General features: G+C 61.1%; 21 protein-coding genes. 1 reads left to right on the forward strand and 20 read right to left on the reverse strand.

Translation table 11 applies throughout. From position 1 onward, the window contains the following. Positions 1–121: 121 nt before the first annotated feature. Positions 122–1,354: an MFS transporter gene (locus PMI32_RS25525; RefSeq protein WP_443216495.1), complete on the forward strand. Its 1,233-nt coding sequence runs from the start codon at positions 122–124 to the stop codon at positions 1,352–1,354. Here the strand turns inward: PMI32_RS25525 and PMI32_RS25520 are convergent. The 20 genes from PMI32_RS25520 to PMI32_RS25425 all read right to left on the reverse strand — a co-directional run bounded on the left by PMI32_RS25520 (position 1,347) and on the right by PMI32_RS25425 (position 26,108). Then, positions 1,347–1,778: a type II secretion system protein M gene (locus PMI32_RS25520; protein ID WP_008025161.1), complete on the reverse strand. Its 432-nt coding sequence runs from the start codon at positions 1,776–1,778 to the stop codon at positions 1,347–1,349. The two genes, PMI32_RS25525 and PMI32_RS25520, sit on opposite strands and share 8 nt — an antisense overlap. After that, a complete protein-coding gene (gene gspL, locus PMI32_RS25515; protein WP_008025163.1) occupies positions 1,775–2,881 on the reverse strand; it encodes a type II secretion system protein GspL in 1,107 nt (368 codons plus the stop codon). Before gspL ends, PMI32_RS25520 begins: the two co-directional genes overlap by 4 nt. Continuing rightward, positions 2,878–3,729: a type II secretion system protein GspK gene (locus PMI32_RS25510; protein ID WP_008025165.1), complete on the reverse strand. Its 852-nt coding sequence runs from the start codon at positions 3,727–3,729 to the stop codon at positions 2,878–2,880. Before PMI32_RS25510 ends, gspL begins: the two co-directional genes overlap by 4 nt. Beyond that, the gene (gspJ, locus tag PMI32_RS25505; RefSeq protein WP_008025166.1) at positions 3,726–4,268 is read right to left on the reverse strand and encodes a type II secretion system minor pseudopilin GspJ; all 543 of its coding nucleotides are present in this window, start codon (positions 4,266–4,268) and stop codon (positions 3,726–3,728) included. Before gspJ ends, PMI32_RS25510 begins: the two co-directional genes overlap by 4 nt. After that, the gene (gene gspI, locus PMI32_RS25500; protein ID WP_008025168.1) at positions 4,261–4,644 is read right to left on the reverse strand and encodes a type II secretion system minor pseudopilin GspI; all 384 of its coding nucleotides are present in this window, start codon (positions 4,642–4,644) and stop codon (positions 4,261–4,263) included. The genes gspJ and gspI overlap by 8 nt, the downstream gene beginning before the upstream one ends. After that, positions 4,637–5,104 carry a type II secretion system minor pseudopilin GspH gene (gspH, locus tag PMI32_RS25495; protein WP_008025170.1) on the reverse strand — a complete coding sequence of 156 codons (468 nt, stop codon included), beginning with the start codon at positions 5,102–5,104 and terminating at the stop codon, positions 4,637–4,639. The genes gspI and gspH overlap by 8 nt, the downstream gene beginning before the upstream one ends. Positions 5,105–5,107: 3 nt before the next feature. Further along, positions 5,108–5,563: a type II secretion system major pseudopilin GspG gene (gspG, locus tag PMI32_RS25490; protein ID WP_008025172.1), complete on the reverse strand. Its 456-nt coding sequence runs from the start codon at positions 5,561–5,563 to the stop codon at positions 5,108–5,110. 3 nt (positions 5,564–5,566) lie between these two features. Then, positions 5,567–6,775, reverse strand: a complete 1,209-nt coding sequence (gene gspF / locus PMI32_RS25485) for a type II secretion system inner membrane protein GspF (RefSeq protein ID WP_008025175.1) — start codon at positions 6,773–6,775, stop codon at positions 5,567–5,569. Between the two features lie 3 nt (positions 6,776–6,778). After that, positions 6,779–8,260, reverse strand: coding sequence for a type II secretion system ATPase GspE (gene gspE, locus PMI32_RS25480; protein ID WP_008025177.1), 1,482 nt, complete (start codon positions 8,258–8,260; stop codon positions 6,779–6,781). After that, positions 8,257–10,185, reverse strand: a complete 1,929-nt coding sequence (gene gspD / locus PMI32_RS25475) for a type II secretion system secretin GspD (protein ID WP_008025179.1) — start codon at positions 10,183–10,185, stop codon at positions 8,257–8,259. The genes gspE and gspD overlap by 4 nt, the downstream gene beginning before the upstream one ends. 7 nt (positions 10,186–10,192) lie before the next feature. Further along, positions 10,193–10,702, reverse strand: coding sequence for a type II secretion system protein N (locus PMI32_RS25470; RefSeq protein ID WP_008025181.1), 510 nt, complete (start codon positions 10,700–10,702; stop codon positions 10,193–10,195). Further along, entirely contained in the window at positions 10,699–11,241 is a 543-nt protein-coding gene (locus PMI32_RS25465; RefSeq protein ID WP_008025183.1) for a cytochrome b, read from the reverse strand. Before PMI32_RS25465 ends, PMI32_RS25470 begins: the two co-directional genes overlap by 4 nt. Before the next feature lie 77 nt (positions 11,242–11,318). Next, positions 11,319–12,785 (reverse strand): N-acetylglucosamine-binding protein GbpA, encoded by a 1,467-nt coding sequence (gbpA, locus tag PMI32_RS25460; RefSeq protein WP_008025185.1) that lies wholly within the window; start codon positions 12,783–12,785, stop codon positions 11,319–11,321. Positions 12,786–13,076: 291 nt separating this feature from the next. Then, positions 13,077–14,144, reverse strand: a complete 1,068-nt coding sequence (hemE, locus tag PMI32_RS25455) for a uroporphyrinogen decarboxylase (protein ID WP_008025187.1) — start codon at positions 14,142–14,144, stop codon at positions 13,077–13,079. 226 nt (positions 14,145–14,370) lie between these two features. Next, on the reverse strand, positions 14,371–15,789 hold the full coding sequence (locus PMI32_RS25450; RefSeq protein WP_008025188.1) for a glutamate synthase small subunit GltD family protein: 1,419 nt from the start codon (positions 15,787–15,789) through the stop codon (positions 14,371–14,373). Positions 15,790–15,822: 33 nt separating this feature from the next. Next, on the reverse strand, positions 15,823–20,268 hold the full coding sequence (gene gltB, locus PMI32_RS25445) for a glutamate synthase large subunit (RefSeq protein ID WP_008025189.1): 4,446 nt from the start codon (positions 20,266–20,268) through the stop codon (positions 15,823–15,825). 350 nt (positions 20,269–20,618) lie between these two features. Further along, a complete protein-coding gene (locus PMI32_RS25440; RefSeq protein WP_008025192.1) occupies positions 20,619–22,238 on the reverse strand; it encodes an AAA family ATPase in 1,620 nt (539 codons plus the stop codon). 10 nt (positions 22,239–22,248) lie between these two features. Continuing rightward, complete coding sequence (gene aroB / locus PMI32_RS25435; RefSeq protein WP_008025194.1) at positions 22,249–23,349, reverse strand: 3-dehydroquinate synthase; 1,101 nt, start codon at positions 23,347–23,349, stop codon at positions 22,249–22,251. A 151-nt stretch (positions 23,350–23,500) separates the two neighbouring features. Further along, the gene (gene aroK / locus PMI32_RS25430) at positions 23,501–24,019 is read right to left on the reverse strand and encodes a shikimate kinase AroK (RefSeq protein ID WP_032828585.1); all 519 of its coding nucleotides are present in this window, start codon (positions 24,017–24,019) and stop codon (positions 23,501–23,503) included. A gap of 4 nt (positions 24,020–24,023) precedes the next feature. Then, positions 24,024–26,108, reverse strand: coding sequence for a type IV pilus secretin PilQ (locus PMI32_RS25425; protein WP_008025196.1), 2,085 nt, complete (start codon positions 26,106–26,108; stop codon positions 24,024–24,026). Position 26,109 lies beyond the last annotated feature (1 nt).

The raw sequence follows: 26,109 nt of genomic DNA on the forward strand, positions 1-26,109 counted from the left end.
TATTGGATTGAATCATTAGGCAGCTATATGCTTTTTTCATTGCCTGACCGGCTGCGCTCCCCCGAGGTCTGAAGTGAAAACTGCTGTCGCCCCACTCGCCCATGAAGTTCCGCCCGCCGCGCTGGACGATGTCGCCTCTGAACTGAAGGAGATCTACATCGAAAAGGGCACGCCGATGTTCATGCGCACGGTACTGGCGCTGTTCTCTGGCGGCTTTGCGACCTTCGCGCTGCTGTACTGCGTGCAACCGATGATGCCGCTGCTGTCCCACGAATATTCGATCAACGCGGCGCAGAGCAGCCTGATTCTGTCGGTGGCCACGGCCATGCTCGCTATCGGCCTGCTGATCACCGGGCCGATCTCGGACCGGGTCGGGCGCAAACCGGTGATGGTGGCGGCGCTGTTTGCCGCGGCGCTGTGCACCATCGCCAGTTCCATGATGCCGAGCTGGCACGGCGTGCTGGTGATGCGCGCGTTGATCGGGTTGTCGTTGAGTGGCCTGGCGGCAGTCGCCATGACCTACCTGAGCGAAGAGATCCACCCGCAACACATCGGCCTGGCGATGGGCCTGTACATCGGCGGCAACGCGATTGGCGGGATGTGCGGGCGTTTGATTACCGGGGTGTTGATCGACTTCGTCAGCTGGCACACGGCGATGCTGGTGATCGGCGGCCTGGCACTGATCGCGGCGGCGGTGTTCTGGAAAATCCTCCCCGAATCGCGCAACTTCCGCGCCCGCTCGCTGCACCCGCGCAGCCTGCTCGACGGTTTCACCATGCACTTTCGCGACGCCGGTTTGCCGCTGTTGTTCTTAGAAGCGTTCGTGCTGATGGGCGCGTTCGTCACGCTCTTCAACTACATCGGCTATCGCCTGCTGGCCGAGCCGTACCACATGGACCAGGCCTTTGTCGGGCTGCTGTCGGTGGTGTACCTGTCGGGCATCTACAGCTCGGCGAAAATCGGTTCGCTGGCCGACAAACTCGGACGCCGCAAAATGCTCTGGTCGACTATCGTGCTGATGCTCGCCGGTCTCGCCCTGACCATGCTTACGCCGTTGCCCGTGGTGATCATCGGCATGCTGATTTTCACCTTCGGTTTCTTCGGCGCGCACTCGGTGGCCAGCAGCTGGATCGGCCGTCGCGCCACGAAGGCCAAGGGTCAGGCATCGTCGTTGTACTTGTTCAGTTACTACGCCGGGTCGAGCATTGCCGGTACGGCGGGCGGTGTGTTCTGGCACCTCGGCGGGTGGAACGGGATTGGCGTGTTCATCGGTGCGCTGCTGGTGGTGGCGTTGCTGGTTGCGTTGAAACTGGCCCGCCTGCCGCTGCTGCCGGGGAATGGTTCGACTACCTGAGCACCACCCGTGCCTCAAGCACCGCGTCACGCTTTTCCAGGGTCAGCGATTGCAAGGCGACGCCGTCACGTTCGGTGCGGTCCAGCCATTGCAACAACGCCTGCGCGTCGCCGCTGAGGGTCAGGCGCAACACGTCGTTGTCGGTGTCCATCTGATGGATCTCAAACCCCACTTCTGTGGCGCTTTCGCTGACACGCAGCGACAACGACTGATGGCTGACGACGGGCGGGGTGCTTCGCGGTTGTGCCCGTTGCAGTTGCGCAGACACGGCCAGTTGCTGTTGGTGCTGGCGCTCCATGGTTTCCAGGCGTTGGCGTGTCGGTTGCCAGATCAGGCTGAACGCCACGACAGCCAATAAAAATGCGCCCATGGCCAGCAACAGTCGTTGCTCGCGAAGGGACAGCCGTTGCCAGGCCGCTTTCATGTTCGGTCCTCCACTGTCAGGGTCGCCTGTACGCGGTCGCGCTCTTTGCTCGCACTGTCGAGCCGCAGTGGCACGCCTTGTTGTCGCCCACGCTCGCGCAGTTGCTCCAGCTCGGCAAAGCTGTTGGCGCTCAGCTGGATTTTCCAGCCATCGCCGGCACGGAATTCGATGCGCCGGACCTCGACATTGCTTGCGCCAATCACCTGTTCAACCAGCGTCACCAGCTCGGCGACGCGTGTGCGCTGCGGCTCGGCGGTCTGCTGTTGAAGCGCGTTGAGCTGCGTTGCCAGATCGACGATGCGGCTCTGCTCGGGGTAAAGCGTCTTGAACCGTTGCTCGTTCTGGCTGTAGAGCCTGCGTGTTTCACTCTCCATAAAATGGATTCGCGCAGCGCTGGCGCCCCAGGTCAGCAACAGCAGCGTCAGGATCGTCAAACCACCGAGGCGCCAGGGCAGACGTTTGTTGCGCAGGGCGAATTCGCCCTGCAGCAGATTGATGGCCTGCGCGGGACGGTGGGCCAGGTATTGATCGACATCCGTCGCACCCTGACGCGCGTCGACCCATTGAATCCCTGCGGGCAAGGCCGGTCCCAGCAACGTCAACCCGTCGTCCGTCAACGCCAGGCGGGCCGGCAGCCCTCCGCCGACCAGCCATCGACCGAACCACCAAACACCGAGTGCCTGATCCAGGGGCAAGACATCGGCATCGACGAACACCGAACGCACCTCGACGCCCTCTTCGGCCAGTAACGCGAGCATCGCGGCAAACCGCTGACGGTCGATCACCATGACCGGATAACGCCCTTCCTGATCGCGAGCGCCGATGCTCAGGTGCAGCTTTTCCAACACCTCGCTCAATTGATCTTCCACGGCAAACGCGACGGCTTGCGCGCCGGGTTGGCGTTTGGAAGGCCACGGAGCGCTGCGCACCCAGCTGCACAATTCCATGGGCAGCAGCACATCGACCGCCTGCCCGTTCAGCACCTGTGCCGCTTGATTCAAGGGCATGGACTGGCGTTGCCCAGTCGAGGACCAGACGCAGCAAGGCCAGTCTGTCGACGGCTCGCCCAGGCCCTCGGCTGTCAGGTAAAGCCAGGTATTCATTGCGGCATCTCGTGGGCAGTCGAAGGAAGAAGGCGTCGTTGCAGAACGTTGAATTGGTGCGTGTCGGCGTCGCGTTCGACCTCCGTGGCCAGCCGCAATCGGCGCTGTCCCTGAGTGACCTGCACCGTGATGCGGAACCAGCGGCTGCCGGTGCCAAGTCCATGACTGCTCAGGCCTGCACCGGAGAGCAGCGGGTCTTGCGTAAAGGCCTGAGCGCTGGCCCATCCAGTCGTCGAAGCCTGACTAACCAGCGCCGCAGCCGTGGTCGCGTCCACGTCATCGAGCGTCCTCAGCACCAACGCCGGGGCCGTGTTGACGTTCAGCGTTGCGTGGCCGGGCAACATCGCCACCCAAGGCTCAAGTTGACGCAGCACATGAGCGTCAACCCCCGGCAGCAGGCGCAGTTGGCTCAGTTCTCGGAACGCTCCTACCTGAGCAAGTTGCAGCGGTGGAAGATCCAGCACGTCGAGCAAGCGCGCCCAGCGGTTGAGGGTGACTTGATCGATCTGCCCCTGACTCAACAACGAGTTGAGATTGAAGCGCCCGGCGAGGTCCTCGATATCAACGCGGATCTGCGCGCCTTCGACGTCGAAGTCGGGAGTCATCCGCGCCCAGTCCTGGGTCAGATCGACGGTTTTTTGCGAGCCCTGCGCCGCGTCCCGCAAGCGCAAAAGCGCCCAGCTTTCCCCCGCAACGGCGAGTTGGCGCATTTGAATGTGCTGCAGGGCCTGGCCGCTGCTGTGTAGCGACAGGCGATGGCTGCGCAGCAAGCCGCTGGTGATCAACAACGCCAGACTCATGACCAGCAACACGCTGATCAACGCGATGCCGCGTTGATGCCTCCTCATGGCAACGCGCCGGGCAACAGCAATACCCGACGAATCGCCTCGAAACGGCCAGTAGAGAATTGCACTTCCACCGCCATCGGCCGCTTCACGCCCCGCCCGGATGGCCAATCGCTGCTCCAACCGGACTGTGCGTCAAACACCCGCCAACTCAAGTCTCGAACATCACCCAGCAGTTTTTGCCGCTGCACGCTCGGCACCCCCTCCCCCTGACTTTCACGCCACAGCGTGCCGTTATCGAGTCGATAGGTCAGCAACTGGCGCTCGCTGCGCGGCTGGTCCAAAGGGTTGCGCCAATGGCTGCGCTGCAACTGCAACACCGATTGCTGGAGCAGGACGGGTTGATCGGTGGCGTGCAGCACATCCCGTTCGATCACCGCCACCGCCCGTTGCAGGCTTCGGAACTCACGCTCATGCTCCGTCGTCCCTCGTTGCACGCGCACCACGCCATCGAACAGCCCCCAACTGGCCAGGCCCAGCAACGCGAAGATCGCCATGGCGATGACCAGTTCCAGCAGGGTGAAACCGCTCTGCTTATTCATCACGATGAGGTACCCAGCCACTGGCGCGGTGTACGGTTTGCTCACGCCCGGAAAGGCTGACGTCAACATCGACCTTGAGCAGGCGCGGGTCGGACGAAACGCTGATGCGCTGGCGCAGCAACCAGTCGCGGCGATCCATCGACACGATCCGTTGTTGCTGGTCGAGGGGCAATCCGGTTTGCAGGCGCAGTTCATTCAGATGGTTGTCTGCCAGCCACGCGCCGAAGAGCCGTTCCTCGACCGCGCCGGTTTGCCTGAGCACATATTGGCTCGCCGACAACACGGCAGCCGCCAGCGTCGAAAAGATCGCCAGGGCCACCATGATTTCCAGCAAGGTGAAGCCACGCATGCGTGAAGCAAACGGCCGGCTAGCCATCGATCACCACCTGGCCAAGGCCATCGCTGGACAGGCTGAGCCACGTCTTTTTGTCGTTGCCAAACGTCAGCGTAAAGACGCTGGTTTCATCGTTGCTGAACATCAGCAACTGAGGAGGTCCATCGTCGGCGCCAAGGGTTACCGGATGACCGTCCTGCTCAAGCCGTAGCCGCACGTTTTCGGGCCATCGATAAAAAGCCACCATCGGTTCCCAGCCCTGAACATCGAGCCTCATCACCCGATAACCCTCGACACTCAGCCGCAAGCCGAACTCCTGGCCATCGAGCACTGCGCGTTCACGCAACTGTTGAATTACGCCCACGATCCCATGCGCTTCCTGCCGGGCCTGACGCGCCGGATTCGACCCGGTGGCGAAGCTCACCATGCCCAACAGCGCGCCGATCAAAACAATCACGATCATCAGTTCGAGCAAGGTGAATCCCCGACAACGCTGGCGCATGATTCAGTCGCCCCAGTTGCCGATATCGGCCGCATGCCCTTCGCCACCCTTCACGCCATCGGAACCGAGGGAGTACAAGTCATAGCCGCCGTCCACTGAATGCACACCGGGATTGAGGTACTGATAGGGCGTGTTCCACGGATCGACCGGCAGGCTTTTCAGATACCCATGAGGGTTCCAGTTCCTCGCCGCCGGCAGGCCGGAAGGTGGTTTGCTCAAGGCTTCCAGCCCCTGCTGTGTCGAGGGGTAGTTGAAGTTGTCGAGGCGATACATTTCGAGGGCCGTGGCGATGGCCTGGAGATCAATTTTGCTGGCGGTGACTTTGGCCTGGTCGGGACGGCTCATGAACTGCGGCACCACGATGGCCCCCAGCACGCCGATGATGACCACCACCACCATGATTTCGATCAGGGTAAAACCGCGTTGAGCGCGAGGGCTGTTTCTCTGTGCTGCATTCATGGGTCAATTCACCAATTGGTTGAGGCTGAGAATCGGTAGGAGGATGGCCATGACGATCAGCAGCACCACGCCGACCATCAGCACCAGCATGGCCGGTTCAAAAAGGCTCACGACCAGTGCGATACGCGCTGCCAGGCTGCTTTCCTGCTGCTCGGCGGCCCGCACCAGCATGCGATCGAGTTCACCGGCACGTTCGCCGCTGGCGATCATGTGCAGCATCATCGGCGGGATGTCGCCGCTCAGTTCCAGGCCGCGAGTCAGCGTTCCACCTTCACGGACCGAGCGCGCGACATCGGCCATGCGGCTGCGGATGGTCAGGTTGCCGATGACGGCCGCCGCGATCTCCAGTGCGTCCACCAATGGCACTGCACTTTTGCCGAGGATTGCCAGCGTGCTGGCGAACCGCGCGGCTTCCATCGCCCGCAGCACTTCGCCCATGACCGGCAGTTTCAACGCGAGACGATGCCAGCGCAGGCGCCAGGCCGGCTGGCGCAGGCTCCAGCGCCAGAGGCCGAGCAGCGTCGCCAGCACGCCCATCAACAGCAGAAAGTGATTGCGCAGCCCATTGCTGAGGGCGATCAGCGCCTGTGTCAGCCAGGGCAACGGCTGGCCACTGTCGACGAAGATCTTCACCACGTCGGGCACCACGTAGCCGAGCAGAAAACCAACAATCGCGACGCTGGCCAACATCAGGATCAACGGGTACACCAGGGCCATCTGGATTTTCTGCCGCGACGCCTGGCGGGCCTGGGTGTAAGCGGCCAGTTGTTCCAGCACATGCCCCAAGTGACCGGAACGTTCGCCAGCCGCGACGGTGGCTCGGAACAATTCGGGGAACGCCTTGGGAAATTGAGCCAGCGCCGTCGACAGGGCATGACCTTCCATCACCCGACTCCTGACCGCCGACAACAGACCGGCAACCTTGCGCTTCGCACTCTGCTTCGTCACCGCTTCAAGGGCTTCCTCCAGAGGCAGCCCCGCCTGTACGAGGGTGGACAGCTGCAAGGTCAACAGCGCCAGATCCGCCGCGCTCAGACGTCCGCTGCGAGGTTGCGTCCCCGTGTCGCCACCTGCCCTGACCTCGCTCAACTCACGCGGCCACAAGCCGCGTTCACGCATCAGTTGCCGGGCATGACGCGGGCCGTCGGCCTCCAGTCGGCCTTTGCAGCGTCGGCCCTGGGCGTCGTCAGCGCGGTAATCGAACGTCGGCACTCGCTAGTCCTCCTGCGTCACGCGCAGTAATTCGTCGAGGCTGGTCGCGCCCTCCAGCACCCGCTGGCGACCGTCCTGTAACAGGCTGCGGGAGACCTTGCGCGTCTCTTCTATCAACGCCTGTTCACTCGCACCTTGATGAATCAGAACCGAGACGGCGGGCGTCACGCTGATCAGCTCGTAGATTCCGATCCGCCCGCGATAACCGTGCTGGCACTGGTCGCACCCAACCGCCCTGAACAGTTGCGGTGGCGCTGCGGAATCGAGCCCCAAGCGTTCGCACGTGGCGCCATCGGCGCTGTATGCCGCTTTGCAATGGGGACACAACGTGCGCAGTAAACGCTGGGCCAGAATGCCCACCAGCGACGACGCCAGCAGGTAGGCATCGACGCCCATGTCCACCAGCCGCGTCACTGCACCGACGGCACTGTTGGTGTGCAACGTCGAGAGCACCAGGTGCCCGGTCAGCGATGCCTGGACGGCGATTTCCGCCGTCTCGCGATCACGGATTTCGCCGACCATCACCACGTCCGGATCCTGTCGCAAAATCGCCCTCAAGCCGCGGGCAAACGTCATGTCCACTTTCGGATTGACCGGCATCTGCCCCACACCCGGCAGGTGATATTCGATAGGGTCTTCGACCGTGAGAATGTTGCGTGTCTGATCGTTCAGGCTGCCCAGCGCGGCGTACAGACTGGTGGTCTTGCCGGAACCGGTAGGCCCGGTCACCAGCAGAATGCCGTGAGGTTTTGCGAGCAACTGGCGCAACGCGGCGAGGGTATCGGCAGGCATGCCGAGTCGCGGCAATTCCAGGCGCCCGGCCTGCTTGTCGAGCAGGCGCAGCACCACCCGTTCGCCGTGGGCCGAAGGCAGCGTGGAGACCCGCACATCGACTTCGTGCCCGGCCAGCCGCAGGGCCATTCGACCATCCTGCGGGACCCGTTTTTCAGCAATGTCCAGGCGTGCCATGACCTTGATCCGCGACACCAGCAAGGTGGCCAGTTCACGTCGGGGCCTGAGCATTTCGCGCAATTGCCCGTCGACGCGCATGCGTACCGACAGGTACTGCTCGAAAGTTTCCAGGTGCACGTCCGACGCGTGCTCGCGCACCGCTTCGCTGAGCAGTGCGTTGATCAACCGGATGATCGGCGCGTCGCCCTGCTGCTCCAGCAGGTCGGCGGTTTGCGGGACTTGATCGACCAGGCTGAGCAGGTCCAGCTCTTCGTCCAGCCCTTGGGCAACTTGCTCGGCCGCGCTCTGACCTTCGCGATAAGCGACGGCCAGACGTGCGGCGAACTCATCTGGCTCAAGCACCCGCATCGGCAGATCCCGAGTGTTTGCCCGACGGGCTTCCGACAGGGCCGTGAGTGGCGTATTGGCGCGCAGCACAAGGCTTGAGCCCGGCCCGTCGTGCTCCAGCAGTACGCCGAAACGCCGGGCGAAACCGAAGGGCAATTGCTGGAGGGATTCACGCGGTTCGTTCATGGCGATTCCGCCGCTTGCTTACGCAAATCGAACACGGGGGCGTCGGGTGCGGGGTCGAACAATTGACGCGCCTCGGCCGGCAGCAGCAAGGAGTTGTTCCCTCGCGCGCCAGGCTTGCTCAATTCACGCAGCGCGTTGTAACGCTGCTGGCTGACGTCTGACAGGTCTTCCTTGCTGCGCACGATGGTCGGCCGCAAAAACACCATCAGGTTGCTTTTGGTCTGGGTGTCGCGGGTCCAGCGAAACAGCGCACCGAGGTAGGGAATATCGCGCAGCAACGGCACCCCGCTCTGTTGGGTGCGGACGCTGTCCCTGATCAGCCCACCGATGACGATGATTTCGCCATCGTCCGCCAGGATCGTGCTCTTGAGCGCACGTTTGTTGGTAATCAGGTCCGAAGAATCGATACCCGATACCGAAGGCGCGATGTCCGACACTTCCTGCGCGACCTCCAGGCGCAACGTCGAACCTTCGTTGATGTACGGCTTGATTTTCAGGCTGATGCCCACGTCCTTGCGCTCGACGGTGGTAAACGGATTTTCCGCGCCGTTGCTGTTGGTGGCGTAGGAGCCGGTCTTGAACGGGACGTTTTGGCCGACGATGATTTCTGCCTCCTGATTGTCCAGAGTCAGCAGGCTCGGCGTGGACAGCAGGTTGCTGCGGGTGTTGCTGGCCAGCGCCGAAACCAACGCGCCGAAGCGGTCATTGCCCAGTTGCAGGATGGCCCCTTCCGGTGCGGTTTTTTTCTCGTCAAAGTTCAGCCCGCCGATGATCGGAATATCGGTGCCGGGAAAGTTGATGAAGCCTTTTGCATCGCTGCCGCTGACGCTCCACTGAACACCCACGGCCTCGGCGATGTCCCCGGAAATCTCGACAATGGCGGCATGGATCAGCACCTGAGCCCGAGGCTGGTCCAACTGACGCACGATGTCCTCGATGGTGCGGATTTGCGCCGGTTCGGCAATCAGCACCAGCGCATTCTGGCTTCCATCGGCCTTGATCATGAACGTCGTGCCGGGTGAGTTATCCCGGGGGCCACCGACGGCCGTTGCCGGCTTTCGGCCCTGCCCCATCGTTTCGAGGACCTCGGCCAATTGCCTGGCATCGCTGTGACGCAGGCGAATCACCCGCGCGTTGTCGAGGGTGGCGGTCGCGGGGGTATCGAGACGGCGTGCGAGGTCGATCAGGCGCTGGCGAACCGACGGTGAACCAATGAGGATCAGCCGATTGGTTCTGGCGTCGGCCAATACCTGGATCGCCGTATCAGCGCTGCGCTTGCCCAGCGAGGACTCCATGACAGTCGCCACATCAGCGGCCTGAGCGTGTTGCATTTGCACCACGGCATGCTGATTGTTCTGCCCGGAATCCAGTTGCCGGACCACCTGCGCGATACGGTTCACATTGGCCGCAGTATCGGTGACCACCAGCGCATTGGCTGACACCGAAGGACCGACATAGCCGTTGGCCGACACCAGCGGCCGAACCAGGCCGGCAATGTCGGAAGCGCTGCTGGTGTTCAGTTCGACGACCCGGGTGATGAATTGAGAAGCCGTAGCGTTTTTTGCAATGCCTTGGCCGGCGCGGGTTTTCGCTTCGGTGACCGGCGTAATCAGGATCCGGTCACCCTCGTCGATGACCGTGAAGTTGTGGGCATCCAGCACCGAATAAAACAATCGGCGAACACCTTCGCGGTCGAGGGCCTGACGGGACATGACGGTGATGCGCCCGGAGACTCTGGGATCAAGCACCACCGTGGTCCCGAGAATGGTGGAGATTTCCTCGACGATGTCGCGCAGCTCGGCATTGTTCATCGCCAGTTGCCATTTTTCTTCCTCGGCCCGTACCGCGCCATGAAAGAGTGACAGCGCCAACGCGGCGAGAAAAAGCAGGGTGCGCAACGCCTGCGCGCTGATGGAACAGTTCATAGGGTGATCACTCTGACGGCCCGGTGAGCGGGCGTAGAAAATGCGCAGGAGTCGCGGGGGCCGGAGCCTCGGCTTGCGGGTCGAATCGACGCAAGAGCTGCGTGTCAGACGTCTGCAGCATCAGCACTTCTTCTCGCCCCTTGTTCCACAACACCGCCCGATCCGCCTCGACGCGACGCAGAACGCTGCCGCCCGGCAACGGATCGCCCACCTGATAAATCCGCGAGCCTTGAGCGTCTGCCAGCAGCGCTCTGGACAACCCTGTGGCGAGGACAAAACTGGCCTGCAGGGTCAGCGGCTCGGCGCTGGCCAACAACGTGGCTCCAGCCGTCAGACCGAGCACCGTCGCCACCGCTGTGGTATTCAGAGGTGCACGGGACGGTGGCGTCGCTATCGTTGCAACGGTGGGCATCGCTGCGACACGGCTTTGACGAAATCCCCACTCTTGCCACACCAGAAAGGCTCCGTACGCGACGGTCACCAGCAGCAGGCAGAGGGTGCAGAGTCGCCCGTTCACTCGGCGCGCTCACTGCGAACAAGACTGCACAAGGACATTCGCCGCAGTACGCGGTGACCGCACAGTTCATGGAAAATCACCGCACCGACATGCATCGCGATCAGCAGTGAAAGCACCAGGCACGACCAAACGTGAACCGTGACAAACAGCGCGATAAGCGCTGGATCACTCAGCGGCTGCGCAATATCGAACCACCCGAATACATCGATCGGGCGGTCCATCATCAACACACCGGTCACCAGCACGACAGTCACCGTCAGGTAGATCAGCGTGTGGGCAAACAGCGCGAGTTTTTCCATAGCCGACAAGGTGTTCACGCTCGTCTGCCGGGCGTGAACGACAAAAATAAACAGACGCCAGACAAAAAACGGGATGAACACCGTTGTCAGCGACACATTGATAAAGGCAACCCGCTCACCGACGCGGGCTGGCACGTCCACGCAGGCCACATAGAACCCCGACGCCAGCGTCCAGATGATCACCGCCGCCGACAACCAGTGCAGCCATACGCGTTGGGTGGAGTAACCCAAAACCGTCATTTTTCAACTCGACTTTCAACAGGAAAATTAGCCTTCAGGCAATCCTGTTCCGGATCGCCTGAAGTGTTACGAGAGACTTAGATTTTGTCCCACGCCATGTGCCAGTGTGCCCCTACACCGGGCTCGAAGCCGTTGGCCGTCGGGCTGTACTGCTTGCAGTAACCGGCCTCGGGGAGTGGCTTGCATTCGAAGATTTCATTGGTCTTCGGTTGCAGCACTTTGGTGCCGGCGGTGTACCCGCTGATGCCTTCGGGGAACACGAAGTCGTGCTCGATGCCCGCGCCTTCACCGGTCATGTGGGTGGGCTGGGTGTCCTGGCGAGTGGTGCGGCCATCCAGCGTGGTGCCGACCAGCGTCAGGGTGTGTTTGCCGGGATTGCTGCGGACATCCATGGTCAGCCAGGTCGGACCGTTGTCCACCTGCGTCGCGACGGAACCGACCGGCTTGTTGTTCTCGTCGAACAAGGTCGCTTCGACGTTCATCGTACGGTTCGAGATCATGCTGAACTGGACGTTGGCCAGGCCCTTGTCCAGAACGTATTCGGCTTGCTGGGAGGCCACCGACATGCGCGCAGCGGTGTCTTCCTTCATGTCCAGCTGAACTTCGTAACGGGTTACGCCGCTTTCTTTCTGGGCGTAGAGGGTGTTGTTACCCCGGACCGGTTCGATGTTGCCGTTCTCATTACGAATACCGGCGCGGATAAGCGAATGAGTGCTGTTGATTTTTTCTGCCAGTTTGAACGCCCAGTTATTCGGCGAGCCTTCCTCGGCAGTGTCGATGGAGATCTCGACGTCGTAATCCGGGCTGACACCGTTGGCAGAGAATGCGCGGGCCTTGACCTTGTCACCGATCAGCAATTGGGTCGATGGCGTGATGCCGCCAACAGAGGTCCAGCCACCGGGCAACGACGGTTCGCCGAGGATGTTCACATCGACGGCGTTGTAAAACGCCGCGTCGGTATCTCCGACGGTCCAGATCCCGAGGATGACGTGCTGTCCGGATTTGTCGTCAGGAATGTTGCAGTTGTGTTTGGCGCCGGATACCGGCAGCTGATGATTGCCCTCGACGACGCAGAACGGGGTGCTTTCAAACGAGGCGCGCTTGAGGGATTCGTTAACGTTCCAGCCGTTGCGAGTGATGAAGTACTCATGCTTGGTGGCCGGATGAGCCTGGGTGTAGCGCCATTGAAAATCGATGTTACGGTCTTTGATTTCCGTTAATTGCCAACGGGTAGCGGACTGAGCATCCATAGCGGAGAACGATGGATGACCGCCACTCGGAATCTTGCCATCGATCGGCCCTTGCAAAGGCGCACCGCCTGTACCAGCCGGAAAACCTTTGAACGTTTCGCCAACACTTTGAGGCTCGTATTGCGCGGCACCACAGTTGGTGTTCACCCCTTTCTGGCACAGCAGCGCGCGCGATGGCGGCACTTCCATATAGCCGTGGGCCGAAACAGTTTGAGACGCCAACATTGCCGATAACAGGATCATTGAAGAGGAGCATGCGGTTAGCGCTCCTCCCTTGTAGAAGGTCTTTTTCATGAGTGTGTTCCAGACTACTTATCGAAAATTAAGGCGCCATAAGGACGCCGCTGTTCGTAATCTCGTTCGGTGGGCTGCACCGGACGAAGGTCTGAAACCTTACTGAGATGGGCACGAATTCTATGTAGGACAAGTCACCGCTTACATGGGGATTACTCTCTCTCTTCACTTGTCTGACAAAGAGGGAAAACTTTCTTACAGGATGAAACGGATTAGGCGGGCACACGGTATTTCAGACAAAAAAAAGCCTGCCCGGCGTTGGCCGGACAGGCTTGATGGGACCTGCGAGGACTACTCGTGATACTGCGCCGACAGCTCATGCACCGCGCGCAGGAACGCACCCGCATGTTCCGGATCGACTTCCGGCGTAATGCCATGACCCAGGTTGAACACGTGGCCGCTACCCTTGCCATAACTGGCGAGGATCCGTCCGACTTCGGTACGAATGGCTTCCGGTTTGGCGTAGAGCACGGTCGGGTCCATGTTGCCTTGCAAGGCAACTTTGTCGCCAACGCGAGCCCGGGCATTGCCGATATCGCACGTCCAGTCCAGGCCCAGCGCATCAGCACCGGCATCAGCGATGCTTTCCAGCCACAGGCCGCCGTTCTTGGTGAACAGGATGACCGGAACCTTGCGGCCTTCGTGCTCGCGGATCAGGCCGCTGACGATTTTGCGCATGTAGGCCAAGGAGAATTCCTGGTACGCCGCCGCCGACAGGTTGCCGCCCCACGTGTCGAAAATCTGCACCGCTTGTGCGCCGGCCATGATCTGGCCGTTGAGGTACGAGGTCACCGACTGCGCCAGCTTGTCCAGCAACAGGTGCATGGCTTGCGGGTTGTCGTAGAGCATGGCTTTGGTCTTGCGGAAGTCTTTCGACGAACCGCCTTCAACCATATAGGTGGCCAGGGTCCATGGGCTGCCGGAGAAACCGATCAGCGGTACACGGCCGTTCAGTTCGCGGCGGATGGTGCTGACCGCGTCCATCACGTAACCGAGGTCTTTGTGCGGATCAGGAATCGGCAGGGCTTCGATGTCGGCCATCGTGCTGACGACTTTTTTGAAGCGTGGGCCTTCACCGGTTTCGAAGTACAGGCCCTGGCCCATGGCGTCCGGGATGGTGAGGATGTCGGAGAACAGGATTGCCGCATCCAGTTGCGGATAGCGGTCGAGCGGTTGCATGGTGACTTCGCAAGCGAACGCCGGGTTCATGCACAGGCTCATGAAGTCGCCGGCCTTGGCACGGCTGGCGCGGTATTCAGGCAAGTAGCGACCGGCCTGACGCATCATCCACACAGGGGTGACGTCTACAGGTTGCTTGAGCAGGGCGCGAAGGAAACGGTCGTTCTTCAGGGCAGTCATGTCGGCATCCGGAAAAAAAGTGCGGGCATTTTCTCAGAGCTCGACGCAAAAGGCACGGATGCAGGTCAGCCTTTTGTCTATCGGGTCAATTTGTCGCGGGTTACATCAACTAAATCTGCGTTGAATTTACCGGCCTCTTCGCGGGCAAGCCTCGCTCCTACAGGGTCATATTGCACCTGTAGGAGCGAGGCTTGCCCGCGAAGGGAGCGACGCCGATCAAGCAGATTTAGACGCCCAGGTAGTCCAGGATCCCTTCCGCCGCATTGCGGCCTTCGAAGATCGCCGTCACCACCAGGTCGGAACCGCGAACCATATCGCCACCGGCGAAGATTTTCGGGTTGCTGGTCTGGTGCTTGAACTGACCTTGTTCAGGCGCAACTACGCGGCCCTGGCTGTCGGTCTGGATGCTGAACTGCTCGAACCACGGCGCCGGGCTTGGACGGAAACCGAAAGCGATGACCACGGCGTCGGCCGGGATGATCTCTTCGGAGCCCGGGATCGGCTCGGGGCTGCGACGGCCACGGGCGTCCGGCTCGCCGAGACGGGTCTCGACCACCTTCACGCCTTCAACCTTGTCCTCACCCACGATGGCGATCGGCTGGCGGTTGTAGAGGAATTTCACGCCTTCTTCCTTGGCGTTCTTCACCTCTTTGCGCGAGCCTGGCATGTTCGCTTCGTCACGACGATACGCACAGGTCACCGACTTGGCGCCCTGGCGGATCGACGTACGGTTGCAGTCCATCGCCGTGTCGCCGCCGCCCAGTACCACGACCTTCTTGCCTTTCATGTCGACGAAATCTTCCGGCGACTTTTCAAAGCCCAGGTTGCGATTGACGTTGGCGATCAGGAAGTCGAGCGCGTCATGCACACCCGGCAGGTCTTCACCGGCAAAGCCGCCCTTCATGTAGGTGTAGGTGCCCATGCCCATGAACACGGCATCGTATTCTTCGAGCAGTTGCTCGACGGACACGTCCTTGCCCACTTCGGTGTTCAGGCGGAACTCGATGCCCATGCCGGTGAAGACTTCGCGGCGATTGCTCAGCACGGTCTTTTCCAGCTTGAACTCCGGGATGCCGAAGGTCAGCAGACCGCCGATTTCCGGGTTCTTGTCGAACACCACCGGGGTCACGCCGCCGCGTACCAGCACGTCGGCACAACCGAGGCCGGCCGGGCCTGCGCCGATGATCGCGACACGCTTGCCGGTCGGTATGACCTTGGACATGTCCGGGCGCCAGCCCATGGCGAACGCGGTGTCGGTGATGTACTTCTCGACCGAACCGATGGTCACCGCGCCGAAGCCGTCGTTGAGGGTGCAGGCACCCTCGCACAGACGATCCTGCGGGCACACCCGGCCGCACACTTCCGGCAAGGTGTTGGTCTGGTGCGACAGCTCGGCGGCCTGGAGGATGTTGCCCTCGGCCACCAGTTTCAGCCAGTTCGGAATGAAGTTGTGCACCGGGCACTTCCATTCGCAATACGGGTTACCGCAACCCAGGCAGCGGTGGGCCTGATCGGCCGAATGCTGGGGTTTGAAGGGTTCGTAGATCTCCACGAACTCTTTCTTGCGTTGACGCAACAGTTTCTTCTTCGGATCTTTGCGCCCGACGTCGATGAACTGGAAGTCGTTATTCAGACGTTCAGCCATTGTTAAAACCTCATCAAACTCTTCAGGCGCATATCACTGCGGGTTGGCACGGGTGCTGGAAAGCAACGTTTTCAAGCTGGCAGCCTTGGGCTTGACCAACCAGAAACGGCGCAGGTAGTCATCGAGGTTTTCCGCGAGTTCACGACCCCACTCGCTGTCAGTTTCCTCGACGTACTCGTTCAGCACGCGTTGCAGGTGGCTACGGTAGGCTTCCATCGCTTCGCCGCTGATCCGCTGGATTTCCACCAGTTCGTGGTTGACCCGGTCAACGAAGGTGTTGTCCTGGTCGAGCACGTAGGCGAAACCGCCGGTCATGCCTGAGCCGAAGTTGTAACCGGTTTTGCCCAGGACACAGACAAAACCACCGGTCATGTACTCGCAGCAGTGATCGCCAGTGCCTTCCACCACGGTGTGAGCACCGGAGTTACGCACTGCGAAACGCTCGCCCGCAGTGCCGGCAGCGAACAACTTGCCGCCGGTGGCGCCGTACAGGCAGGTGTTGCCGATGATGGCACTGTCCTGAGTCTTGTAGGCGCTGCCCTTCGGCGGAACGATGACCAGTTTGCCACCGGTCATGCCTTTGCCGACGTAGTCGTTGGCGTCGCCTTCCAGGTACATGTTCAAACCGCCGGCGTTCCACACACCGAAGCTCTGACCGGCCGTCCCTTTGAAGCGGAAGGTGATCGGCGCGTTCGCCATGCCTTGGTTGCCGTGCTTGCGCGCGATTTCACCGGAGATCCGCGCGCCGATCGAACGGTCGCAGTTGCAGATATCCAGCGCGAATTCGGCGCCGCTCATGTCGTTGATGGCCGAGGTGGCCATGTCGATCATTTTCTCGGCCAGCAGGCCTTTGTCGAACGGCGGGTTGCGGTCGACCTGGCAGAACTGAGGCTTGTCTGCCGGGATGTGATCGCTGCCCAGCAACGGGGTCAGGTCCAGGTGGTTCTGCTTGGCGGTCTGGCCTTCGAGGACTTCCAGCAGATCGGTGCGGCCGATCAGCTCTTCGAGGGAGCGCACGCCCAGCTTGGCCAGCCACTCACGGGTTTCTTCGGCGACGTAGGTGAAGAAATTCACCACCATGTCGACGGTACCGATGTAGTGATCCTTGCGCAGCTTCTCGTTCTGAGTCGCGACGCCGGTGGCGCAGTTGTTCAGGTGGCAGATACGCAGGTATTTGCAGCCCAGCGCGATCATTGGCGCGGTGCCGAAACCGAAGCTTTCAGCGCCGAGGATGGCTGCCTTGATCACGTCGAGGCCGGTTTTCAGGCCGCCGTCGGTCTGGACCCGGACTTTGCCGCGCAGGTCGTTGCCACGCAGGGTCTGGTGGGTTTCGGCCAGGCCGAGTTCCCACGGAGCGCCCGCGTATTTGATCGAGGTCAGCGGCGATGCGCCGGTGCCGCCGTCGTAACCGGAAATGGTGATCAAGTCCGCGTAGGCCTTGGCCACACCGGCCGCGATGGTACCGACGCCCGCTTCTGCTACCAGTTTCACCGAGACCAGGGCCTTCGGGTTGACTTGTTTCAGGTCGAAAATCAGCTGCGACAAGTCTTCGATCGAATAGATGTCGTGGTGCGGCGGCGGCGAAATCAGGGTCACGCCCGGCACTGCGTAACGCAGCTTGGCGATCAAACCGTTGACCTTGCCGCCTGGCAGTTGACCGCCTTCGCCGGGCTTGGCGCCCTGAGCGACCTTGATCTGCAGCACTTCAGCGTTGACCAGGTATTCCGGGGTCACACCGAAACGGCCAGTCGCGACTTGCTTGATTTTCGAGCTCTTGATCGTGCCGTAGCGCGCCGGGTCTTCGCCGCCTTCGCCGGAGTTGGAACGCGCACCGAGGCGGTTCATGGCTTCGGCCAGGGCTTCGTGAGCTTCCGGCGACAGTGCGCCAAGCGAAATGCCGGCGGAGTCGAAGCGCTTGAGCACCGATTCCAGCGGTTCGATCTCGCTGATGTCCAGCGGCGTGGCCAGCGTCTTGACGTTGAACAGGTCGCGGATCATCGACACCGGACGGTTGTCCACCAGCGACGTGTATTCCTTGAACTTGCTGTAGTCGCCCTGCTGCACAGCGGCTTGCAGGGTGTTGACCACGTCCGGGTTATAGGCGTGATATTCGCCACCGTGGACGAACTTCAGCAGACCGCCTTGCTGGATCGGCTTGCGCGGGCTCCAGGCTTCGGCGGCGAGGGCTTTCTGCTCGGCTTCGATGTCGACGAAACGTGCGCCCTTGATGCGGCTCGGCACGCCACGGAAACTCAGGTCGCAGACTTCCTCGGACAGGCCGATGGCTTCGAACAATTGAGCACCGCGGTAAGAAGCGATGGTCGAGATACCCATCTTCGACAGGATCTTCAGCAGGCCTTTAGTGATGCCTTTGCGGTAGTTCTTGAACACCTCATAGAGGTCGCCCAGGACTTCACCGGTACGGATCAGGTCGCCCAGCACTTCATAAGCCAGGAACGGATAGACCGCCGAGGCGCCGAAACCGATCAACACCGCAAAGTGGTGCGGGTCGCGTGCGGTGGCGGTTTCCACCAGGATGTTGGAGTCGCAACGCAGGCCTTTTTCGGTCAGGCGGTGGTGTACCGCGCCGGTGGCCAGGGAAGCGTGGATCGGCAACTTGCCCGGTGCAATGTGACGGTCGCTCAGGACGATCTGGGTGCGACCGGCACGAACGGCTTCTTCAGCCTGATCGGCGACGTTGCGCACAGCCGCTTCGAGGCCGACGCTTTCGTCGTAGTTGAGGTCGATGATCGCGCGCTCGAAGCCCGGACGATCGAGGTTCATCAGCGAGCGCCACTTGGCCGGGGAAATGACCGGCGAGCTGAGGATTACGCGCGAGGCGTGTTCCGGCGACTCCTGGAAGATGTTGCGCTCGGCACCGAGGCAGATCTCCAGCGACATGACGATGGCTTCACGCAGCGGGTCGATCGGCGGGTTGGTCACCTGCGCGAACTGCTGGCGGAAATAGTCGTACGGCGTGCGCACGCGCTGGGACAGCACGGCCATCGGCGTATCGTCGCCCATGGAGCCAACGGCTTCGTAACCTTGCTCGCCGAGCGGACGCAGCACCTGGTCGCGCTCTTCGAACGTGACCTGATACATCTTCATGTACTGCTTGAGTTGATCGACATCGTAGAACGCCGAACCGTGGTCGTTGTCTTCCATGGTCGCCTGGATGCGCAGGGCATTCTTGCGCAGCCATTGCTTGTACGGATGACGGGACTTCAGTCGGTTGTCGATCGCGTCGGTGTCGAGGATCTGGCCGGTTTCGGTGTCCACGGCAAAGATCTGGCCCGGGCCAACGCGGCCCTTGGCGATCACGTCTTCAGGCTGGTAGTTCCAGACACCGATTTCGGACGCCAGGGTGATGAAACCGTTCTTGGTGGTGACCCAACGCGCCGGACGCAGACCGTTACGGTCGAGCAGGCACACCGCGTAACGACCGTCGGTCATTACTACGCCGGCCGGGCCGTCCCACGGTTCCATGTGCATCGAGTTGTATTCGTAGAACGCACGCAGATCCGGGTCCATGGTTTCGACGTTCTGCCACGCTGGCGGAATGATCATCCGCACGCCACGGAACAGGTCGATGCCACCGGTGACCATCAGCTCGAGCATGTTGTCCATGCTGGATGAGTCGGAACCGACGCGGTTCACCAGCGGGCCGAGTTCTTCCAGATCCATCAGATCGTTGGTGAACTTGGTGCGACGGGCCTGGGCCCAGTTGCGGTTGCCGGTGATGGTGTTGATCTCGCCGTTGTGGGCGAGGAAGCGGAATGGCTGGGCCAGCGGCCATTTCGGCAGGGTGTTGGTGGAAAAGCGCTGGTGGAACACGCAAATCGAGGTTTGCAGGCGCTGATCGCTGAGGTCTGGATAGAAGGCGGTCAAATCCGCCGGCATCATCAGGCCTTTGTAAATGATGGTCTTGTGCGAAAAGCTGCAGATGTAGTGATCGACGTCGGCGGCGTTGGCCACGGACGAGCGACGACGGGCGCTGAACAGCTTGATCGCCATGTCCTGATCGCTCAGGCCTTCGCCGCCGATGTAGACCTGCTCGATCTGCGGCAGGCGCTCAAGGGCCAGGCGGCCGAGGACGCTGGTGTCGATCGGCACTTTGCGCCAGCCGACCAGGGTCAGGCCTTCGGCCAGGATCTCGCGGTTCATGTTCTCGCGAGCGGCTTCGGCTTTGACCGGGTCCTGGTTGAAGAAGACCATGCCCACCGCATATTGCTTGGGCAGTTCGACGCCGAAGGTTTCCTGGGCGATGGCTCGCAGGAACACGTCCGGCTTTTGAATCAGCAGACCGCAACCGTCACCGGTCTTGCCGTCGGCGTTGATCCCACCGCGGTGGGTCATGCAGGTCAGGGCCTCGATGGCCGTTTGCAAAAGGGTATGACTGGGCTCGCCCTGCATATGGGCTATCAGGCCGAAACCGCAGTTATCCTTGAATTCATCTGGTTGGTACAGACCTGCTTTCATAGACACTTTCTCACCAGGCTGCCTCTTATCGAGGCAAATTTCTTTTCAATTCAACCACTTACCATCCGCGCCGAACGTACGCCAGCTTTGCGGGGGCAAAAGGGAGGTCATTGTACACACCGACACAGAGGCTCACAAATTTGACGACGAAATGTCGAAAATCTATGTCGCATTTGTGAAAGGTTTAAAGCGATCTGCTGTGCTAGTCAAAACTTTTTTAATTTTGACTGCAACGACTCAAAGACTACTGTGACGCAGACACCACAAGGCACGCGGCCTGTAGAGGCGGCATGCGCTTGTAGAAATTTTGAGGTGCCGGGAGAGGCGGCCTGGGTAAGGCCGCCGAATCTTCAGCGAGTTGTTGCCAGTTCCTGTTGGACGCTGGCGACAGTGCGAGGCCAAGGTTTACCAGCCTGAACCTTCGCTGGCAAGGCCTTGATGGCGGTAACGGCTGCATCGCGGTTGGCGAAGTTACCGTAAGTGATGACGTAAAGCGGCTTGCCGTTGAGGACTTTCTTGAAATAACGGTACTCGCCGCCCTGCTCTTTCACGAAGTTTTGCGCGGTCGCCTCGGAGCTGGTGCCGAGGATCTGCACCACGTAGTTACCCGGAGCCTGACCGGCGTACCAGGTGCCGCCGGCAGCCTTGGCCGCAGCCGCTGGTTTCTCGGCAGGCTTGGCGGTTGCGACGGCCGCTGGCTTGGCTGGCGCAGGCGCTGGTGCCGGCTTCACTGCAGGTGCCGTCGGAACCGGCTTGGCCGTCGCGACCTGAGTCGGCGCTGGGGCTGGTGCAGGCGCTGGCGTCGGCTTGGCGGCTGGCGTCGGCGCAGGACCGGCCTGGATGCCCGCAGGAGGCGCGATGGTGGTTACGGTCGGCGGTGTAGCGCTGGAACCCTCTACCGGCACGCCATCATCGCCCTCGGTGATGCCACCGGCGGCTTCAGCCAGCGGGCCACGCATGACCGGCTGCGAGTTGCCGACCAACGGCAATGGCATCGGTTGCGAATTACCGGCGAATTCCACGGCAGGTGCGCCGCCGCTGTTAGGTTGTGGCGTGCCCTGCCCGAGCGGCAGTTGCGCCTGTTCGTTGGCAGGTGCGCCGGTGGTCGGTGCTTTGCTGCGACCCGGCATCAACCAGGCGGCGGCTACCGCGACCACGACGACGGCGGAAATCGCCAATACGTGTTTCTTCGGCATGTTGAACCCCATACTTGGACGCTTGACCGCTGAGCGGCTGGCAATCATGGCTTCGATCATTGCATCGCGGGCAACCTGGTTGATGTTGCCAGGCCAACCGTCGGAGCTTTCGTGAATATCAGAGATCTGTTCTACGGTGAAAAGTTCGATACCCCGTCCAGCACCTTCGAGCCGCTGGTCCAGATATTCGCGGGTTTCTTCTTCGGTGTAAGGCTGCAGCTCGATGACGTGGAAGCGCTCTTCTTCAAGGCTCAGCGCCTCAAGTTGAGCGATCAGCGAGGATTCGCCGAACAGGAACACGTGCGGGCGGCCTTCCGGCGCACCGGCGGCCAACTCCATCAAGGCTTCGAGCGCGGACTCGTCGAGCTGCTCGGCGTCGTCCACCAGCAAATAGACTTCCTGACCGGTCAGCGCGAGCTGCACGACCTGAGCCAGAATCGCGCCGGTCTCGGCCTCGGCAACGTTCAGCGCCTGAGCCACTTGACGCAGCACGCCCGCCGCATCACCGGCGCCACGGGCGGAAACCACCACGCTTTGAACGGACTGTTTATTGGTGCTGGCCACCAGGGCCTGACGCAACAGGGTCTTGCCACTGCCTTGCGGGCCGGTGACCACCAGCAGCAACTGGCTGTAACGTGCCAGGTGGTGCAGCTGACCCAGCACAGGTTTGCGCTGGGCCGGGAAGAATTTGAAGCCAGGCACCCGTGGAGCAAAAGGGTCATGACTCAACTGGTAATGGCCGAGGAAAGCCTCGTCGGCGTGCAAACTAGTCATCGGGATCTTATTAACCTTTAAGCTGAGCCAGGGCGCGGTAATCCGCTCCCAGCGTGGCCTGTAGAACCTCTTTCGGATAATCGTCGGTCACCACTGCTTCGCCCATGTGGCGCAGCAGCACCAGGCGCAAACGACCGTCGATCACTTTCTTGTCAATTGCCATGTGTTCGAGAAAATCGGCTTCAGTCATCTCTTCAGGCGGGATGACCGGCAGGCCGGCACGCTGGAACAGGCGAATGCCGCGATCACGCTCTTGCTCACTGATCCAGCCCAGACGCGTGGACATTTCCAACGCCATTACAGTACCGGCAGCGACCGCTTCACCATGCAGCCAGACACCATAGCCCATGTGGGTTTCGATGGCGTGGCCGAACGTGTGGCCCAGGTTCAACGTGGCGCGAACGCCGGTTTCCTTTTCATCGGCGCCGACCACCGCTGCCTTCGCCGCGCAGGAGCGCTCGATGGCATAGGTCAGGGCGACCTGGTCCAGGGCTCGCAGGCGATCGACGTTTTCTTCGAGCCAGGTCAGGAAGGGCTCGTTGCAGATCAAGCCGTATTTGATGACTTCAGCAAGCCCGGCGGACAACTCGCGGGCCGGCAGGGTATTGAGGGAGGCGGTATCGATCAGCACCACGTTCGGCTGATAGAACGCGCCGACCATGTTTTTGCCCAGTGGATGATTGATCCCCGTCTTGCCGCCCACCGAGGAGTCGACTTGCGACAACAGAGTGGTTGGAACCTGGATGAAATCGACGCCACGCTGGTAACAGGCGGCGGCAAACCCGGCCATGTCGCCAATCACGCCGCCACCGAGGGCGATCACGGTCGTGCGACGGTCGTGTCGTGCGGTCAGCAAGCCGTCGAAAATCAGTTGCAGGGTTTCCCAGGTCTTGAAGGCTTCGCCGTCGGGCAGCACCACGGAAATCACCGAATACTGCGCAAGGCTGCGGGTCAGACGTTCAAGATAGAGCGGCGCAACGGTTTCGTTGGAGATGATCGCCACTTGCCGCCCGCGAATATGCGGGGCCAGCAGCTCAGGCTGATCCAACAAACCTTCGCCAATATGAATCGGGTAGCTGCGCTCGCCTAGATCGACCTTGAGTGTCTGCATGTGTCCCCACAGTGAAGATGAAATCAGGCGTCCCGCCTTGAGTTATCGAGTATCCAGGGCATCTGATGGTGTGACGCCGTTCGGTAGCCATCCGCCACAACCTTGAGCGGTCATGGCAGGACGCCGAGGATAGCGCATTTCGCGCTGCGCTTTAACGGGGAGGCAGCTGCTGCAAGCGCTCGAGAATATCGAGCACCACCATACGCGGCGGCCGCTCATCCGTTTCAACCACCAGGTCGGCGATTTCCCGATAAAGCGGATCGCGCAACTCCAGCAAATCCCGAAGGGTCTTGGCCGGATCGGCGGTACGCAACAGTGGCCGATTGCGGTCGCGGGCAGTGCGGCCGACCTGCTGCTCCACGGAAGCGTGCAGATAAACCACCCGACCACCGGCACGCAGCGCCCGACGATTGGCTTCGCGCATGACTGCACCGCCGCCGGTCGCCAGCACCACGCCGTCGCAATCGCACAGCTCGGCAATCATCGCTTGCTCGCGGTCGCGAAAGCCCGGTTCGCCTTCCTTATCAAAAATCCATGGGATATTGGCGCCCGTGCGCAATTCAATTTCCTTATCGGAATCTTTGAATGGCAGGCGCAGCTCTTTGGCCAGCAACCGGCCGATGGTGCTTTTTCCAGCCCCCATCGGTCCAACAAGAATCAAATTTCGCACAGAATCAATGACTCACAGCAATCGCCTGGTTGTTCATGATACGCGGAGTGAGAAATACCAGCAGCTCGGATTTTTTCTCCGAAACCACGTCACGCCGGAAAAGGCGGCCAAGATACGGCACATCGCCGAGAAATGGCACCTTATCTACAACCTTGCTCTGAGTATTTGAGAAAACGCCACCGATTACGATGGTCTCGCCATCATTGACCAGGACCTTGGCGTTGACCTCGTTTTTCTTGATCGGCGGTACATCCTGGACCTTGTTCAGGTAGTCCGGTTCGTCCTTGGTGACCTTGACCTCCATGATGATCCGGTTGTCCGGGGTGATCTGCGGCGTCACTTCCAGCGACAGCGAGGCCTCTTTGAAGGACACCGATGTGGCGCCGCTGGAGCTGGCTTCCTGGTACGGGATCTCGGTGCCCTTGAGGATTTTGGCGGTTTCCTTGTCGGACGTGACCACTTTGGGCTGTGAGACGATTTCGCCGTTACCGGTTTTCTCCATCGCTGTCAGCTCAAGATCCAGCAGCACATTGTCGGTGATGAAGGCGATGCCGAGCCCCGAGGTGTTGGCGGCGGCGCCCATATCGACGAACGGCGAGTTGGTACTGGTGCTGCCGGGCGTGCCGATGGTCGACGAAGCATCGGCGCCGTTGCTGACCCCGGACGTGTTCCAGTTGCCCTTGTTCTGCAACGAACCACCCCAGCGCACGCCGAGGCTTTTGTCGTAGTCGACGTTGGCTTCGACGATTCGCGCCTCGATCATCACCTGACGCACCGGGATGTCCAGTTGCGCGACGATCCGGCGAAGTTCGTCGAGGCGATCCTGGGTCTGATAGGCAATGATGTTGTTGGTCCGGTCATCGACAGTGATCGACCCCCGCTCGTCCACTTTCGCCTCGGCACTGGTCACCGACGTGAACAACTTGGCGATATCCGCCGCCTTGGCGTAATTGACCTGCAGCAGCTCACGACGCAATGGCGCCAGATCGGCAATCTGCTTCTGCGACTCCAGCTCCTGACGTTCGCGCGCGGCAATCTCGTCGGCCGGCGCCACCAGCAACACGTTGCCGATCTTGCGCTTGTCCAGCCCCTTGGTTTTCAGCACCAGGTCCAGCGCCTGATCCCATGGCACGTTTTGCAGGCGCAAGGTGATGCCGCCCTGCACCGTGTCGCTGGCCACCAGATTGAGGTTGGTGAAGTCGGCGATCAGTTGCAGCACCGAGCGCACGTCAATGTCCTGGAAGTTCAGCGAGAGCTTTTCACCGGTGTAGGCAAAACGTTCGGCGTTGCGCTTTTGCAGGTCATCGACGATCATCGGGCGAATGCTGACGGTGAGCTTGTTGTCGGTCTGGTAGGTCGAGTAATCGAAGGCGCCGCTGGGCTCGATGCTGATGGTCGCCCGGTCACCGGTTGCGCTGGCGTTGACGAACTGCACCGGCGTGGCGAAATCCTTGACGTCCAGGCGCACTCGCAAAGGTTCTGGTAATTGGGTTCTGGCAAAATTAAGGACGATCCTGCCATCGCGTTCCTGAATGTCCGGGGCGATGGAAGGGTCCGACAGGTCGATGACCACGTTACCTTCGCCCTGGGTTCCACGCTGGAAATCCACACCGCGAATGGCCTTGCTCACCGGCGCATAAGCCTTGGCCGGCGCCGCAGTTGCCGTGGCGAGTCGTGAAGGCCTGGCGGCAGGCGCCGCAGCGTTACTGCCTCCCCGCCCGACCACAACGAACAGGTTGTTGCCTTCGACCCGTGCGGTGTACGGGGTCAATTGAGTCAGGTTGATGATCAGCCGCGTGCGGTCCTTGGCTTCTACCACTGTGGCGCTGCGGGCGTTGCCGCCGCCAAGATCACGGGTCTTGCTCGCCAACCGGCTGACCACGCCAGGCAGATCCAGCGCAATCCGCGCAGGCTGCTCCGTCGTGTAACCGTGGGGCGCCGGCGGCGCGCCATCGAATGACAACTTCAACTCGACGCGGTCTCCCGGCAGCGCGGCAACATCCAGCGCTTTGAGGTTGGCCGCTTGTACCATCGGCGACAGCAACGCTATCCATAGCGAAATACCGAAGGTTGAGAAAATCCTGTTCATT

Source organism: Pseudomonas sp. GM60, from assembly GCF_000282415.1.
In the GTDB taxonomy this organism is placed as follows: domain Bacteria; phylum Pseudomonadota; class Gammaproteobacteria; order Pseudomonadales; family Pseudomonadaceae; genus Aquipseudomonas; species Aquipseudomonas migulae.